This window comes from Methylobacter svalbardensis, assembly GCF_037671525.1.
Taxonomy (GTDB): Bacteria; Pseudomonadota; Gammaproteobacteria; order Methylococcales; family Methylomonadaceae; genus Methylobacter_A; species Methylobacter_A svalbardensis.
The window spans coordinates 69,673-85,597 of record NZ_JAWPOH010000002.1; the positions used below are offsets into that span (position 1 = coordinate 69,673).

At 46.3% G+C, this 15,925-nt stretch carries 17 protein-coding genes; 6 read left to right on the forward strand and 11 right to left on the reverse strand.

What is annotated here, in order from left to right; all coding sequences use genetic code 11:
* Positions 1 to 13 precede the first annotated feature (13 nt).
* The 7 genes from atpB to mnmG form a co-directional block, all read right to left on the reverse strand.
* Positions 14 to 790, reverse strand: coding sequence for a F0F1 ATP synthase subunit A (atpB, locus tag RW114_RS01230; RefSeq protein ID WP_340120900.1), 777 nt, complete (start codon positions 788 to 790; stop codon positions 14 to 16).
* Between the two features lie 24 nt (positions 791 to 814).
* Positions 815 to 1,174, reverse strand: coding sequence for an ATP synthase subunit I (locus tag RW114_RS01235; protein ID WP_340120901.1), 360 nt, complete (start codon positions 1,172 to 1,174; stop codon positions 815 to 817).
* Between the two features lie 120 nt (positions 1,175 to 1,294).
* A complete protein-coding gene (locus RW114_RS01240) occupies positions 1,295 to 2,158 on the reverse strand; it encodes a ParB/RepB/Spo0J family partition protein (protein ID WP_340120902.1) in 864 nt (287 codons plus the stop codon).
* Positions 2,159 to 2,216: 58 nt separating this feature from the next.
* Positions 2,217 to 2,510, reverse strand: a complete 294-nt coding sequence (locus tag RW114_RS01245) for a hypothetical protein (protein WP_340120903.1) — start codon at positions 2,508 to 2,510, stop codon at positions 2,217 to 2,219.
* The gene (locus tag RW114_RS01250) at positions 2,507 to 3,283 is read right to left on the reverse strand and encodes a ParA family protein (RefSeq protein WP_340120904.1); all 777 of its coding nucleotides are present in this window, start codon (positions 3,281 to 3,283) and stop codon (positions 2,507 to 2,509) included. The genes RW114_RS01245 and RW114_RS01250 overlap by 4 nt, the downstream gene beginning before the upstream one ends.
* Complete coding sequence (gene rsmG / locus RW114_RS01255; protein ID WP_340120905.1) at positions 3,283 to 3,918, reverse strand: 16S rRNA (guanine(527)-N(7))-methyltransferase RsmG; 636 nt, start codon at positions 3,916 to 3,918, stop codon at positions 3,283 to 3,285. Before rsmG ends, RW114_RS01250 begins: the two co-directional genes overlap by 1 nt.
* On the reverse strand, positions 3,918 to 5,789 hold the full coding sequence (gene mnmG / locus RW114_RS01260) for a tRNA uridine-5-carboxymethylaminomethyl(34) synthesis enzyme MnmG (RefSeq protein WP_340120906.1): 1,872 nt from the start codon (positions 5,787 to 5,789) through the stop codon (positions 3,918 to 3,920). The genes rsmG and mnmG overlap by 1 nt, the downstream gene beginning before the upstream one ends.
* A gap of 80 nt (positions 5,790 to 5,869) precedes the next feature.
* On the opposite strand from mnmG, the gene RW114_RS01265 reads away from it, so the two are divergent.
* From RW114_RS01265 to RW114_RS01280, 4 genes are all read left to right on the forward strand, one after another.
* Positions 5,870 to 6,076, forward strand: a complete 207-nt coding sequence (locus RW114_RS01265; RefSeq protein ID WP_340120907.1) for a DUF7230 family protein — start codon at positions 5,870 to 5,872, stop codon at positions 6,074 to 6,076.
* 332 nt (positions 6,077 to 6,408) lie between these two features.
* Positions 6,409 to 7,719, forward strand: coding sequence for a YihY/virulence factor BrkB family protein (locus RW114_RS01270; RefSeq protein ID WP_340120908.1), 1,311 nt, complete (start codon positions 6,409 to 6,411; stop codon positions 7,717 to 7,719).
* Between the two features lie 239 nt (positions 7,720 to 7,958).
* Positions 7,959 to 10,616 (forward strand): UPF0182 family protein, encoded by a 2,658-nt coding sequence (locus tag RW114_RS01275; protein WP_340120909.1) that lies wholly within the window; start codon positions 7,959 to 7,961, stop codon positions 10,614 to 10,616.
* Between the two features lie 156 nt (positions 10,617 to 10,772).
* Positions 10,773 to 11,576: a glycosyltransferase family 2 protein gene (locus tag RW114_RS01280; RefSeq protein ID WP_340120985.1), complete on the forward strand. Its 804-nt coding sequence runs from the start codon at positions 10,773 to 10,775 to the stop codon at positions 11,574 to 11,576.
* A gap of 49 nt (positions 11,577 to 11,625) precedes the next feature.
* Here the strand turns inward: RW114_RS01280 and RW114_RS01285 are convergent, their stop codons facing one another.
* Entirely contained in the window at positions 11,626 to 12,276 is a 651-nt protein-coding gene (locus RW114_RS01285) for a helix-turn-helix transcriptional regulator (RefSeq protein WP_340120910.1), read from the reverse strand.
* A 156-nt stretch (positions 12,277 to 12,432) separates the two neighbouring features.
* On the opposite strand from RW114_RS01285, the gene RW114_RS01290 reads away from it, so the two are divergent.
* Complete coding sequence (locus RW114_RS01290; RefSeq protein WP_340120911.1) at positions 12,433 to 12,825, forward strand: group I truncated hemoglobin; 393 nt, start codon at positions 12,433 to 12,435, stop codon at positions 12,823 to 12,825.
* A 191-nt stretch (positions 12,826 to 13,016) separates the two neighbouring features.
* Here the strand turns inward: RW114_RS01290 and RW114_RS01295 are convergent, their stop codons facing one another.
* The 3 genes from RW114_RS01295 to RW114_RS01305 all read right to left on the reverse strand — a co-directional run bounded on the left by RW114_RS01295 (position 13,017) and on the right by RW114_RS01305 (position 15,296).
* Complete coding sequence (locus RW114_RS01295) at positions 13,017 to 13,826, reverse strand: MOSC domain-containing protein (protein ID WP_340120912.1); 810 nt, start codon at positions 13,824 to 13,826, stop codon at positions 13,017 to 13,019.
* Between the two features lie 85 nt (positions 13,827 to 13,911).
* Entirely contained in the window at positions 13,912 to 14,892 is a 981-nt protein-coding gene (locus RW114_RS01300) for an FAD-binding oxidoreductase (RefSeq protein WP_340120913.1), read from the reverse strand.
* Positions 14,893 to 14,921: 29 nt separating this feature from the next.
* On the reverse strand, positions 14,922 to 15,296 hold the full coding sequence (locus RW114_RS01305; RefSeq protein ID WP_340120914.1) for a group I truncated hemoglobin: 375 nt from the start codon (positions 15,294 to 15,296) through the stop codon (positions 14,922 to 14,924).
* 182 nt (positions 15,297 to 15,478) lie between these two features.
* On the opposite strand from RW114_RS01305, the gene RW114_RS01310 reads away from it, so the two are divergent.
* Positions 15,479 to 15,925: an Rrf2 family transcriptional regulator gene (locus RW114_RS01310; RefSeq protein ID WP_340120915.1), complete on the forward strand. Its 447-nt coding sequence runs from the start codon at positions 15,479 to 15,481 to the stop codon at positions 15,923 to 15,925.

Sequence of the window (15,925 nt, forward strand, 5' to 3'; positions counted from 1 at the left end):
AAAAGTTAAAAAATTAGTGATCTTCGTGCGCCATGCCCAGATAAACAATGGTCAATACCATGAATATAAAGGCCTGAAGCGTGATAATTAAAATATGAAAGATAGCCCAGGGAAAACTCAACACCGGCTGAATATACCACGGCAGCAAGGCAATCAAAATAAAGATCAACTCACCCGCATACAGGTTTCCGAATAAACGAAGCGCCAGTGAGATCGGCTTGGCAATTTCTTCGACTAATTTCAGCAGCAGATTAAAGGGCAACAACCAGGGGCCAAACGGCTGAAACATCAGCTCTTTGGCAAAGCCCCAAGGGCCTTTTATTTTGATGCTGTAGAAAATGATCAAACAGAAAACGGAGATGGACATCGCGAATGTCGCATTTAAATCGGTGCTTGGCACAACGCGCAAATATTCAATGCCCATCAGCGAACCGACTAACGGCAATATATCAACCGGGAACAAATCCATGAAGTTCCACAGGAACACCCAGCAAAAGATGGTCAATGCCAATGGAGCAATTAACTCATTTTTACCGTGGAAACTATCTTTAACCTGATTATCGACAAATTCAATCAGCATTTCTGCAAAATTTTGCACCAAACCCGGCACGCCTGCTGTCGCTTTATCTGCTGCCATCTTAAAAAACCAGACAAACAGGCCGCCCAACACTGCGGAGAAAAACAACGTATCCAGATTCAACGCCCAGAAACCCTCGCCCACAGTCAGCGGAGTTAAATGGTGAATAATATAACCGGTTGCACCTTCGGCGGCATGAACTTCGGTAGCCATCGTTCCTCTCTAAATATATGTGTGTCAGCGCATCAACAGCGCAAACCAAAAAACCGATAATGCTGCTATGTATACTGCCAGCAGCGGTAATATTTCTATGTTTGGAAGTTGGAAAATCATGAAGAACAGCGCGGCTGTTAACAATAACTTGCCTGATTCTCCCGCATAAAAAGATCTTACAATCTTTCTTGCTTCCTGCCCCGCGGATTTATGTATGCGCAATGCAAAATACAGATTGGGAATAAATGCCGCCGCTCCGCCTAAAGCGGCCGATAGGGCGTAAGATCTTCCTCCTGCCAGGGCAAATCCTGCTGTCATTATTATTATCATCAGAATTTGATAACTTATAATTTTACTGACAGCAGAGCGATTTCTAGCTGTCACGCCCAACTCCATACCCAACAGCTCGGGAATTATAGCTATCGACCTCCATTAAATCAAGGAAGATTAAATTTAACTTACAAATTTTATTGTTTTTCATTTACAGGTTCATTAGCTATCACACTATTTAATTTGCCCGAGAATTCCATCCAACTCTTCTAAACTGGAATATGCGATGACCAGCTTTCCGGTGCCGTTTTCTTTATGATCAATCAGCACTTTTGCACCCAGTTTTGCGGTCAAATCTTCCTGCAAACGTAAGGTGTCTTTATCAATTTCCCTGGCTTTAGTTATCTTAGGCTCGGACTGACTGTCTTTAACCAGACGCTCTGCCGCCCTGACCGTTAAGCCTTCTTTGACAATCTTGTTAGCCGCTGCCACCTGTTTTGGTCCGTCCAGAGACAGCAGCGCTCTTGCATGCCCCATTTCCAACTGCCTAGAGATCAATAACTTTTTCACTTCAGGGTGCAAATCCATCAATCTCAATAAATTAGTCACTGTGGCGCGTGACTTGCCAACCGCATCAGCAACTTGTTGATGGGTCATTGCAAACTCTTCCAGCAATCTTTTTAAGGCTTCCGCTTCTTCCAAAGGGTTCAGGTCTTCTCTTTGGATATTTTCAATCAGCGCTATTGCCATCGCGGCGCGATCGTCTATTTCTTTGATGACCACCGGCACCTGCTGCAATCCGGCTAATTGCGCAGCCCGCCAGCGGCGTTCTCCTGCCACTATCTCGTATTTTTCCAGCCCAATTTTACGCACTACAACCGGCTGTATGACTCCCTGTGCTTTTATAGAATCCGCCAGCTCCTGAAGTTTTTCAGGGTTCATATCTTTTCTTGGCTGATACTTGCCTCGCTGCAGATACTCGATAGGCAAGGTGTGCAGCTGATGGATTTCACCATCGTCTCCATGATTACCTTTATCAGTAATATTGCCTAATAAAGCATCCAGTCCTCGATTTAATCCCCGTTTTTTCACAGCCATAACTTTTAACTTTTCTCTTTATTTAATCATTTAACCGGCTAATGCCACTTTCGCTGATTTATGACTGATCAGCACGGAGTATCGACTCAAACTCTTCAATCAATTTTTTTAAAGCCTCCGCTTCTTCCAGCAGAAGCAGGTTTTCTCTTTGTATATTTTTAAATAACGCAACCACCATTCCCGCTTGCCCATCCACTGCCTCAATTATCTCAGGCTTAGACTGCATTTCATCTTTAACTGGCCGATTATCAGCCGACGGCTTCGTTTGCGGCGGATGTGTTTCTTTTTTAGCAGAATCATCCGCTAGCAAGGCTTCAAGGCCGCGCCCTAACCCACGTTTTTTTAAAGTCATGTGCTGCTGTGCTTTTCTTTTCTGATCATTTCACCCGCCAAGGTAATATAGGCTACAGCTCCTCGCGAGGACTTATCATAGCTCAGCACCGGCAAACCATGGCTCGGAGCTTCGGCCAAGCGGACATTTCTGGGGATACAGGTTCTAAAAACCTTATCGCCGAAATAGCGAATCAACTGCTCGGAGACGTCTTTGGTCAGCCGGTTCCGGTCGTCATACATGGTGCGCAGGATGCCTTCCAAATACAGCTCCGGATTGACGGTGTCCTGAATATTCTTCAAGGTACTCATCAATGCCGACAAACCTTCAAGGGCATAATACTCGCACTGCATCGGAACCAGCACACTGCTTGCCGCGACCATCGCATTTAAGGTCAGCATATTCAATGAGGGAGGACAATCAATCAGGATATAGTCGTAATCCGATTTTATCGGGATTAAGGCATCGGCAAGCCGCCGCTCCCTGTGATCGGCCTGCATTAACTCCACTTCAGCCGCAGTAAGGTCACCATTACCGGGAATCACCGAAAAACCGATATCCGGAATCTTAATGACTGTTTCTGACGCAGGCACTTCTTCCATCAACAAATCGTAACTGGAATATTTAACCGCCTGTTTATCGACGCCGCAACCCATAGCCGCATTGCCCTGCGGATCAAGATCTACCAGCAACACGCGCCGGTTAGCCGCAGCCAGTGAGGCTGCCAGATTTACGCTGGTGGTAGTCTTTCCTACACCGCCTTTTTGATTGGTTATTGCAATTACTTTTCCCACTACCTTACCTCTGCCTCTTCAGGCAATTCTATTCGCACTAAACATCTGTCAACATCAGTTCCAGGAACACTGACCGAAATAACCGTTTTTTTTGCTGCTATCGGTTCCAGTTCCGCATCCAGATTCTGCCCTTTCATTGCCAGCAATACACCCTTCCTGGCCAACAGATGCGAGGTCAACTTCACTATGTCGGACAAGCCGGCAAACGCCCTGGTAAGGACTGCATCATACGCTGTTTCGGGATGATAATTTTCCGCACGACTATGAAGAACTTGCACATTTTTAAGCTTTAATTCCAAGACGACCTGCTGCACGAAACGGGTTTTCTTGGCATTACTATCGAGCAGAGTAAAGTGGATTTCAGGCAAGCATATCGCCAACGGAATACCCGGCAATCCTGCGCCGGTACCGATATCGATGATCCGCGCGCCTTCAATATAAGGAAGGATCGCCAGGCTATCCAGTATATGCAGCCGAGCCATCTCCTCCCTATCCCGTATCGCGGTCAGATTATAGGCTTTATTCCATTTTTCAATCAGCTTTATAAAACTCAGTAACTGTTCTATCTTCTGATCAGTTACGTTTAAATTTAATGCGGCTATCCCGGAAACCAGGATTTTTCGACAGTTTTCCATCAGGCGCTTTTCTTCTTTAAATAAACCAATAACAGGGAAATAGCGGCCGGTGTAATACCAGGGATACGTGATGCCTGCCCCAAAGTTTCAGGCCGCTGTTTTTTAAGTTTTTCACTCACTTCATTGGAAAGACCGGGGACACCGTTATAATCAATGATCTCCGGCAAGCGCAGGTGATCGTAACGCAAGGCCCTGTCTATCTCGGTTTGCTGCCGGTCTATATAGCCTGCATATTTGGCTTGAATCTCAACCTGTTCGGCTACCTGCAGATCCATATCCTCAACGCCGACCATAAATGACAACAATTGCTTAACATCGACTTCCGGGCGACGCAGCAAATCCATCAAATTGGCTTCCCGCAATAACGGCTTACCCCAATATTGCTCGACCTGAGTTGCCTCTACCGTTTCCGTTCTGACCCATTTCTTTTTCAGATCGTCCTGCAATTGGGATACGGCTGCCCGTTTAATTTCGAAAGCCTGCCAGCGTTGATCATCAACCAAGCCCAATTCCCGGCCTTTTTCGGTCAGGCGCAAATCGGCATTGTCTTCCCTTAACAGTAACCTATATTCCGCGCGACTGGTGAACATCCGATACGGCTCCTGGGTGCCGCAGGTAATCAGGTCATCAATCATCACGCCGATATAGGCCTGATCGCGTCCCGGACACCAGCTGTCCAGTCCCTGAACCAAACGCGCCGCATTTAATCCTGCGATTAAGCCTTGCGCCGCCGCTTCTTCATAACCGGTGGTACCGTTGACTTGCCCGGCAAAAAACAGCGCATCCATATGCTTGGTTTCCAATGACGATTTCAAATCCCTGGGATCGAAAAAGTCGTATTCAATCGCATAACCGGGGCGCACGATTTCGGCATTCTCAAAACCCAGCATCGAGCGCACAAACTCATACTGCACATCGAAAGGCAGACTGGTTGAAATGCCGTTGGGATAAATCTCATGGGTATTCAAACCCTCCGGTTCGACAAAAATCTGGTGCGAATCCCGGTCGGCAAAGCGCACGATTTTATCTTCAATGGACGGACAATAACGCGGTCCGATACCCTCAATAATCCCCGAATACAGCGGCGAACGATCCAGGCCGGAACGGATAATATCGTGAGTTTTACTGTTAGTGCGGGTGATATGACACGGAATTTGCCGGGGATGCTGCTCTCGTTTGCCGATAAACGAAAATACCGGCACCGGATCGTCACCATGCTGCTCTTCCAGCTTGCTGAAATCAATCGTCCGGCCGTCGATACGCGGCGGTGTGCCGGTTTTTAAGCGGTCGATTCTAAACGGCAACTCCCTTAAACGCTCGGACAGAGCAATCGAGGCCGGATCGCCGGCACGACCGCCGCTGTAGTTTTCCAGGCCGATATGTATTTTGCCGCCTAAAAAAGTGCCGGTGGTTAAAACCACGGCTCTTGCGGTAAAATTCAAGCCCATTTGGGTTTTAACGCCGACAACCCTGTCGCCCTCGACCATCAAATCGGATACGGTTTGCTGAAATAAAGCCAGATTGGGCTGATTTTCCAGCGCCGTTCTTACCGCCTGCTTGTAAAGCTGACGATCTGCCTGAGCGCGAGTCGCCCTGACTGCAGGGCCTTTGCTGGCATTCAAGGTACGGAACTGAATACCGCCATGATCGATAGCCCTAGCCATCACCCCGCCTAAGGCATCAACTTCTTTAACCAAATGCCCCTTGCCTATGCCGCCAATGGCAGGATTACAGCTCATTTGTCCCAGCGTGTCGATATTTTGCGTCAGCAACAAGGTGTTCGCTCCACATCTTGCCGATGCCAGCGCGGCTTCTGTTCCCGCATGTCCGCCACCCACCACGATGACATCAAAGTCTTTTCTAAATTTCACTAGCGCTATGTACTCTTAAAAAATGGTATATTATTATCGTGTGGGTTCACACAAACTTGTCCTATTATAAGAGGTAAATGATGAAAAAACGTAAAAATCAAACAGGAACCGATGGTGTTCCGAACCAAAACCCGGTCGCGAAGTACGCGCACCGGTTTAATAAAGCGCAAACTTTTTGCGATAAAAGCAAATACAGCCGCAAAGCAAAACACACAAGGCAGAAGGCTATTCCAATGGTTCTGGACAGAATTATCGGAATAGCTTCTTGTTTTATCGTTCAGGCCTGAAGTACCCAACAGGCTCTACACTATATATGAAGCCATATACGATCATCGACAAATGGACTGGTTGGCTGATCGTCCCTAAGCTGAACAAACACAAGTAATCGTTATTATTCTTTTGGATAAAAATTTTTTCTGCCGCACCCTTTAGGCATCAACCTTCTGCGCACACCGCAGGTAAAGATAAAATACGCCGACATCCTTACGCAGGCCGCTTAGTTCGAAAACTGAAATACCTCTCGTTCCCACCCGCAGCGTTGAAAGATAGGCCGCAGCGCAGAAAACCGGCTAATGATTTGTTGACAGATAATGGCAAAAATTGATGGTGAAAACAGCCGATGGCAATAAATATAATTCATTTTATTAAAGACGATATTTGGCTGCTAACCGAGCATGAATTTCCCCTGCTTAAAGCAACCTTTATAAAGTCGTTAAAAATAGTTTTATTGGCTTGCCAAGGATTTATGCGCGACCTTTGTTCGTTGCGAGCCTCCGCGCTAACACTTTATACCTTACTTGGCGTTGTGCCCGTCATCGCCATGCTGTTTGGAATCGCCAAAGGTTTTGGTCTTGAAAAAATGCTGGAGCAACAGCTGCTTGAACAAATACCCCATCAAGATACTACCGTACTCAAATTAATTGGCTTTGCTCAAAATCTCTTGGAAAAGACCCAAGGCGAAGTGGTTGCGGGGATTGGCGTGGTTGTGCTGCTTTGGTCGGTGACCAGCATGATTGGCAATATCGAGGATTCGTTCAATTATATTTGGAAAATCAGCAAAGGCAGGCCATTAAATAGGAAATTAAGTGATTATATGTCGTTTATGTTATTAGGGCTGGTCTTATTAACATTATCGAGCAGTATTACGGTATTTCTAAGAACCAAAATAACGGGGTTGAGCACGGTCATTGCCTTACCGGAATTTAGCGAGGGTTTGTTGCTTGGCGCCTTGAGCTTATCACCCTTGTTGCTGATGATGAGCTTATTCTCGATTACCTTTATTTTTATGCCTTACCAGAAGGTAAACCCTGTTGCGGGTATCATTGCCGGTATTGTAACTGGGATTATGTATCAAGTTATACAGTGGCTCTATCTAGGTTTGCAGATTGGCGTATCCAGCTATAACGCAATTTATGGCAGCTTGGCCGCGCTCCCGTTATTCGTGATATGGGTGCAAATAGGCTGGATGATTGTTTTATTCGGTTGTGAACTGGCTTTTTATATCCAGAATTACCCGAGTTATCGGCATAATCATACATTTTCGGAATTCAGTTTCGCCTTAAAAAAAATTGTCGCGCTACATGTCACCTGTTTGATTGTTAAGAATTTTGTTAATTTAGGCAAGCCGCTAACTGCTGATGAAATTGCTTTAGAGTTGTTGCTCTCCAAAGCCGTTGTGCAAAGTATTTTAGACTTTCTGGTCGCGAGTCATCTTCTTATCCGGCTAAAAACCGAAGATGGCGATGATGTTTATTTGCCCATTGTAGATACCAATAAACTGACAGTTGCTTTAGTCATTAATGCCCTGGAACAGTGCGGTCAAAATAACCTTCCGGATTTCAAACAAGAACCCTCGTTTGTCAATATGCTTAACAATTTCGGACAATGGCTGGAAACTTCAGAACAAAACCGTTTGCTGAAAGATATTTAACAGATGTAATGTCAGCGACACCGAAAACACCCACTTGATTGGGTTATTTCCATTTCGGCGGTGACGGACCTGTAACATATTTATTCACGTTTTTCAGCCATGACCTCTAAATCATTACGAACATTTTATTGGATGTTAGAATACGGTTAAAAACGTGTATTGGATCGAATAGCGGTCATCTAAAAAATGCACAAAACGGGCATCGTCAACAACAATTTTCTATATTTAAAGAGGACACTATGCGGAACCTGAAGCTTTTACCCGCGCTGATTGGAGCGACACTTGTAATTGCTATCATTTTATATGTCGCCTTTTATTTCATATTTCTTGATCTGTTTGTTGACTTATGGTGGTACCAATCATTAAAACTCGAAGCCTATTTCTGGTTAAGATTGCTGTACAAGTTTTTTCTTTCCGGGGGAGTGACCCTGGCGTTCTTTATCATTTTCTTTTTTCATTTTTGGATTGCCTCACGTTATCTGGGCCTAAACCCACCGGATGAAATTCTCAGCAATGCCAATAAACGTCGGCGCTTCCAACGCTTTGCCGATACCTTCATGAGCGGGTCGGCAAAAATATACACGCCGATTTCCTTAATTCTAGCCTTTTTTATCGCTATTCCTTTTTATCATCAATGGGAAACCGCGTTGCTTTACTTTTTCGGCAGCGCTTCGGGAGTGACCGAGCCGGTTTACGGTCAGGACGTCAGCTTTTATCTGTTGTCCTACCCGATCTACATGCTGATCCAGCAAGAGATGCTAATCACCGCCAGCCTGATCTTCTGCATGGTCGGCGTATTGTATTGGCTGGAGCATATTTTTGTGCCCAACCAGAGCAAGGAATTCCCTTTGGGCGCAAAAATCCATTTGGTCATTCTCATAGGCTTTGTGGTTTTATTCGTGGTCTGGGGGTTCATGCTGCAACGCTTTTCGCTGCTTTATACCGACAGCCACGAACCTGTCTTTTACGGTCCCGGCTTTACCGAACTCCGTTATCAATTGCCGCTGATTTGGCTAGGTATCATTACCTTTCTGGCGACCGCCATTTCCGCCGGTCTGTTTATTTTTTCAGAAAAACACCGCATTAAAGCGCCGTTTTTAATATCACTTGCCGTTTTTCTCGTTGTCCTGGGTCTACCCAAGGTTCAGTTTATCCCTAATTTAATCCAAAAATATATCGTCAACCCGAATCCGGTTAGAACGGAAAAGCCGTTCATGCAGCACAATATCGATGCCACCATCGATGCCTATGATTTAAAAAACATCAAAATCGTTGACCTCCCGATCAAACTCAATGCCTTTGACGACATTGAAACATGGAGTACGCAAAAACATTTTGAAAACATTCCGGTTTGGGACAGGGAAATCCTGATTGATACTTATAAACAGTTGCAATCGATAAGGCCCTATTACACCTTCCTGTCTGTCGACGAGGATCGTTATTTCCTTCGCGACCACGTCAGACAGGTCAACCTTGCCGCCAGAGAAGTCAATATATCGAAATTGCCGCCTGAAGCGCAGAACTGGGAAAACACCCATTTGCGCTATACCCACGGCTACGGCGCCGTGGTCACGCCTGCCGCACAAGATGCAGGTCGGCCTCTGCTCTGGTATTTGCGCGATTTAAACCTGAGCTCAAATATCGGCTTAAGCGTTAAATATCCGGACATTTATTATGGTCAGGAAGAATACAAGTACGCCATCGTACCTAACAAGCTGAACGTGGTCGGCATTTCCGGCAGCCTGACCGACCCCGGCATGGAAGGCCCTTATAAAGGCAAAAGCGGCATACCGATTCCCTCTCTGTTCAGAAAAGCGTTATTTGCCTTCTATTTCAGGGATCCCAAAATATTCTTTTCCACCAATATCTCGAAAGAAAGCCGGTTATTAATACGCCGAAATATCACCGAGCGCATTAATACCCTGACCCCCTTTTTGCGCCTGGATAGCGACCCCTATCTGGTCATGACCAACGACCGGTTTTACTGGATACAGGACGCCTACACCTTGTCTAACCGCTATCCCGTTTCCAAGCCTGCAAGCGACGATTTCCTGGACGGCAAACAGGAATTCAACTATATCCGCAATTCTGCCAAGATAGTGGTAGACGCTTTTGATGGCGATATTCAATATTATATTTCCGATCCCTCGGATGTGATCATTCAGGCTTACAACATCGCCTATCCCAGCCTGTTTAAGAACATTGAGGAAATGCCCGCCGACCTGAAAGCGCATTTGCGTTATCCCAGAGATCTGTATTATCTACAGATGAAGGTGTATGCCAAATATCATCAACAGAAACCCGAATTATTTTACGAGCAGGCAGAAACCTGGCAATTTGCTAAAGTCCGGGGTGAGCCGGTAAGGCCTTATTATCAAACCATCGATTTTGGCAACTGTAATAACGCAGAAGAATTTGTCATGCTGAACCCCATGACCCCGATTAACAGCAACAACCTCAGCATGATAGGCGTCGCCGGCATATTGGATAGCCAGACCTGCAGCACCGACTATAAACCCGGCATCACGCTGTATAAATTCCTTAAGGATGTCCAGGTCAACGGGCCGGCACAGGTTGAATCGCTGATCGAGCAAAATCCGGAGATTTCCGCGCAATTCACGCTCTGGGACCAGGGCGGCTCTAATATTCGCTTGGGCCGCATGATCATTATGCCGATGGGCAACAGCGTACTCTACGTGCAGCCGGTTTACATAGTCTCAATCACAAACGGCATCCCCGAGCTCATCAGGATTATCGTTTCGATCGGAAATGAAGTGGTCATGGACACCAACTTCTGGTCGGCGTTTAACCGGTTGAAACAAATTCATCTCAAAAATGCCACCGAAAGCGATGGAACAGGGACTTCTAAAGCAGTTATAGAGTTGAAACAGAACTAAGAAACGTTCATGAAATAACGTGCGCAGACAGGTGAAATAATTTTTCGGTACAGTTGCGAAGAAATTTGCAACTACAGTTATTCAACTTATTTCGTACACACTGCTAAGCGGAAACCCATTAAAATATAAGGTAATCTTATAACTATCTCAGTCGTTATCCCCAGCTACAATCGCCGTGGCCTGCTGAAACGCGCGCTATTATCCGTCTATTCCCAAAGCTTATTACCGATAGAAGTTACGGTCATTGATGATGGCTCCACCGATGATACTGCCATCATGCTCCAACAGGAATTTCCTCAGGTAAATTATTACCATCAGGAAAATCTCGGCGTCAGCGTAGCGCGCAATCTCGGCATTCAACAAGCGACCGGCGACTGGCTGGCTTTTCTGGATTCCGATGATGAATGGCTGCCTGAAAAACTGGCTAAACAGATGGCGGCGCTGGCGGCTCACCCTGAACTCCGGATTTGCCACACCGAAGAAAATTGGATTCGCAATGGAACCCAGGTTAACGTACCCAAAAAATACGCCAAAACCGGCGGCTGGATTTTTAGCCATTGCTTGCCGCTCTGCGCGATGTCGCCGTCCACGGTGTTGATACACCGTTCGGTATTTGCAGATATTGGCCTGTTCGATACACAACTGCCTGCTTGTGAAGACTACGACCTGTGGCTCAGAATCACTGCAAATTATCCGGTTTTATTGCTTGAACAGCCGCAAATAATCAAGCATGGCGGTCATGAAGACCAGCTATCCAGTGCATACTGGGGTCTGGATCGGTTTCGAATCAGCGCCTTGCAAAAAATCATTGATGCCGGTCAATTGTCTGAGCAAAACCGACAGGCGGCAGTCAATATGCTGCTAAAAAAAGCCGGTATTTATCTTAACGGCGTTACCAAGCGAGGCAAAACGGATGAGGCAGACTATTATCAGCGGCTGATTAAAAAATATGAAGGCTAAAGGCAAAAAAACCACTTTCAGCCCCAGTATTTCGCCCTTTGTCTTTCGTCTATTTAATTCTAAAGCTACAGTGACAATCGCCCTTAGCCATGCAGCTTATCTGCTCAACTTTCTTGTCCAGCAACGAAGACATCAGCGCTAAATCAAACTCGCAAATCTCATGATGTTTCTGCGCCAAGTCGTGATAAATACAATTGCAAGCCTGGATATTTGGACATTCAGTTTCGGGTTCTACGCCAACTTTCACTTGAAAACCAAGATCGGTCATGATTAAGGCCAGCTCATCAATACGTTCATTTAATTTTTTGCCTTCAAACTTGAAGCGCAGCTTATCTGCCATCTTGCCACCCAGTTTTTGCATATAAACTTTGAAGCGTTCAGGGCCTATTTCCTGTTGTAAATCGCTGAGAATCAGTTCTGAAAACCAGGCATATTGCTTCGGAAAATAGTTGTTACCTTTGTCGGTTATGACATAAATCATCACCGGTCGCCCCGCTGTTTTATTGAGCGTATTTTTTTTGATATAGCCATCCCGTTCAAGAACCACAAAGTGCTGCTGTACACCCGTTCTTGAAATATCCAGTAATTTGGCCAGCTCATCAACACTCAAGCCGTTTCGGTTTGCCAACAAGTGTTCAAGTATCTGATGTTGGCGGGAACTTATCTTTTGAGGTATTAGCGGATTCATCCTTTTCGTCATGGTTTTTTGGTTAGTTTACAGAGATAATAGCCTATTATGACGCATATAACTTGTAAAAGTTTTATAGCAAAAATTCATCTGTTGTTATAAACTTCCGCTTGAGCGAGTTTGCTTAAACAAATAAAAATAATTACTTAGATACTACTGGAGACAATAATGAGCGAATCACAAGAAACAGCTTCAACCCAAACACTCTACGAACAACTTGGCGGCGAAGCGGCTGTTGATGCGGCTGTCGATATTTTTTATCGCAAAGTGCTGGCGGATTACCGCATTAACCGTTTTTTCGACAATTCCGACATGGAAAAACAAGCTGCCAAACAAAAAGCTTTTTTGACTATGGCCTTTGGCGGCCCCAATAATTACAACGGTACAGATATGCGTAACGCTCATGCCCGTCTGGTCAAAATGGGCTTGAATGCCAGCCATTTCGATGCCGTCATGGAGCATCTTGGCGCAACCTTAGCCGAGTTAAATGTACCGCCAGAACTGATCGCCCAAGCTGCCGCGATTGCGGAAAGCACGCGCAATGACGTATTAGGCAAATAACTGCAATATCAGGTGGAGGGAGACCCTACATAAAGGCACCTAATAGGTTGTCGTCCAAACCTGCAAAATGCGCAGTCTTGACAACTCTCCACCTGTCTTGGCCCAAGTCGGTCTTAAAGATACCCTGCAAAAGCCAAGTTATTTTCCGCCGTGTTTCTGTCATCCTGAGCAGGATATGACCATTGCCCTGCTCAATCAGCAAGGTGCATCGAATCAATGAGACTGACTTTATCGCCAAGGTAAATCGGCCCACCAACACCGCGGGTCAGCATCGCAATGGCGAAAGTCGGCTTTTCCTGATTAAACACACGGGTTAGCGTTTTAAGGATTGGCAAATCCCGTTTGCCGGAGTTAGGATTCGCTTGCGTGGCAAGGCATCGGCTCTTCGGCATGACCACGTCGAAATTAACCTGACCGATACGAATCCTGCGCCCCACCCAGCTTTGTTCTTCCCATGCCTCCAGACCGTCGATGACGATATTTGAGCGGAAGCGAAGTTCATTGAGATCATTGTCGCCGACAGCGGCACCGACAGCAGCCAAACTTGCGCGGCCATGCAAGGTTATCTGCCCGGCCTCATTGTCCTGATAACGGGGCGTAATCCCGTTACCAACTAATCGCAACGGCAGCCGCTCCGGGTGAGAGGAAAGCGGATTTTCATTCAGCTTGAGTACATAATTTTCAATCGCGGCGGCAATTTTGCTGCGTCCCTTCTCATCCAGTGCCTCATTCACCAAAACCTTACCTTCCAAGCTGATGCATAGTCTACGCTTCTGATGATCGAACTGAAGCTGAAGCCTTGCTATGCCCGGGGTATTCATTAAAGCAACAAACTGGTGTTTTTTACTCCAGGCATCATCGATCACGCCCGAATCGGCAAAACGGACGCCAAGAACTCTATCGCCGACAATTCGCCCTTCATCAAGGACATTGACAACTTCGCACTGTTCGGGCGTGAAACCCTTCACGGGATAACGATACAAAGCAACGACGCGGGGCATCAGGCAATCTCCATCGGAGAAGTTTAAGGGTGGACTAACCTCCGGCTCTCATTGGAGGCAAGCCATCTACTGGGTTTACAATAATTTATGAAGACTGACTGACATTAAACGCATCGACATAAATATCCTTCATGGATGCACCGGCCATAAAAGCTTTCTTCTTGGCTATTTTGACCATTTCAGGATGTCCGCAAAGAAACATGCGCCAGTTCTTGAGATTGGAAATCTGTTGAAAAGCCACATCATCGGCTCGTCCCGCAGCAAAGCCATGGGGCACGTCATCACCGGACAGACAGGGCACATAATTGAAATTCGCATATTGCTGAACCAGATCGTGCAGTTCTCCGGTCAGATAAAGCCCGCTCAAATCGCGGCTGCCGTGAAACAAATGGATAGGGCCAGTATGGCCCTGACTGAGGGCGTCGCGGATGATACCGTAAAGAGGCGCAAGCCCGGAGCCCGTACCGATTAGAACCAAGCCCTGCTCGGTATTGCCGGGTATGTAAAAGCAGTCGCCGCCGGGCCCGCGGATCTCGACGGTATCACCGGGACGTAATTCCTCATGTATCCAGCCGCTTACCCGACCCTGCGGCAAACGGCGGACATGAAGATGAAGATACTCATCTTCGTGCGGCACACTGGCGAGTGAGTAACTGCGGCCGAGCGACTGATTTTGAAATAAGTTGATGAATTGTCCTGCCCTGTAATCAATAGGCAGGTGGCATTCGAGAACCACATGCATGATTTCTGCGTTGAGCAATTTCAGGCTTTTGACGGTAGCGGGAATCACCGCCTGAATATCATCGTCATCCGGCAGGGCAACTTCAAGATCTGCACTAGGATGACAAACGCAAGCGAGAAAATAGTTCTGAAGCTTGAGACTATCCTTTAAACCGTGTTGCGAAATTTCAGGAGGCGTGCCGCCCGTGGCGCGCATCAGACAGGTCTGACAGACTCCGCTGCGACAGGAAAAAGGAACAGGCACACCGTGACCGGTCAAACAATCCAGAACAGATTGGTTTTCATTCAGCTCGAAACTGTCTTTTGCATAACGAATATTAACCATAGCGGTGTACCTGATTCAAAGAGGGAAAGTTAACGGCCCAACACGTCGTTTCGAGTGCTTTCGGCGATGGCCGCAACCTGAGCAATCAGATCTTCACCTACGTTCAACTCGCGGAGAGTAGCGCCAAGGTCTTCGATCACCGCATCGACATGTGAATCATTCAATCCGCGTTCGACCAAATGGGCATGACCAAGACGCATATCGAGTCCGGTGTAATTATGCGGTCCGCCGAAAGCCATGGTCAGGAATGATTTTTGTTTTGCGGCCTGTTTATCCATATCCACGCCTTCGAAAAAGGCACTGATGCGGTCATCGCTCAATACCTTGCGGTAAAAAATATCAACAGCGGCATCAACAGCGGCTTCACCGCCTATTTTCTCAAACAAAGATAGTTGTTCTGACATATTTTTCTCCAAATAATGAAAAGGTGTTTAAAATACATCGTCAATTTACCGGATTTTCAGTGGCCTTGATAATAAGATGCATTTGAAATACATCTTATTGTTCTATCATTAAATCGTCAAGCTCTATCTATTAATTTTAAAGTTTAAAATGGAATACAGATAACTTTAAAGGAGTATTAACTATGCAACTTACGCAATTCACCGATCTTTCGTTACGTCTGCTGATTTATCTTGCCCGCTTGCCGGAACCGGGCATGGCGACCATTGCAGAAATCGCCGAGTATCATCAAGTTTCCCGTAACCATTTGGTGAAAGTAGCGAGCACTCTGGCCAACCAAGGCTTTATTATGACAACCAGGGGCAAGGACGGCGGCATCCAGTTGGCCCGACCCGCGAATACCATTGGTGTCGGTGAAGTCGTGCGAAAAACTGAGCTTAACATGAATCTGGTTGAGTGCTTCGATACTCCGAATAATCAGTGCCGCCTGATCCGCAACTGCTTCCTGAAGGCCACTTTATATGAAGCGCAACGCGCATTTATGACGGTGTTAGACAAATACACCCTGGCTGATGCTGCCAGCTTAGACGCTAACATCGGCCTGTCAGCATTATCTGTAGGTAAACCGTAA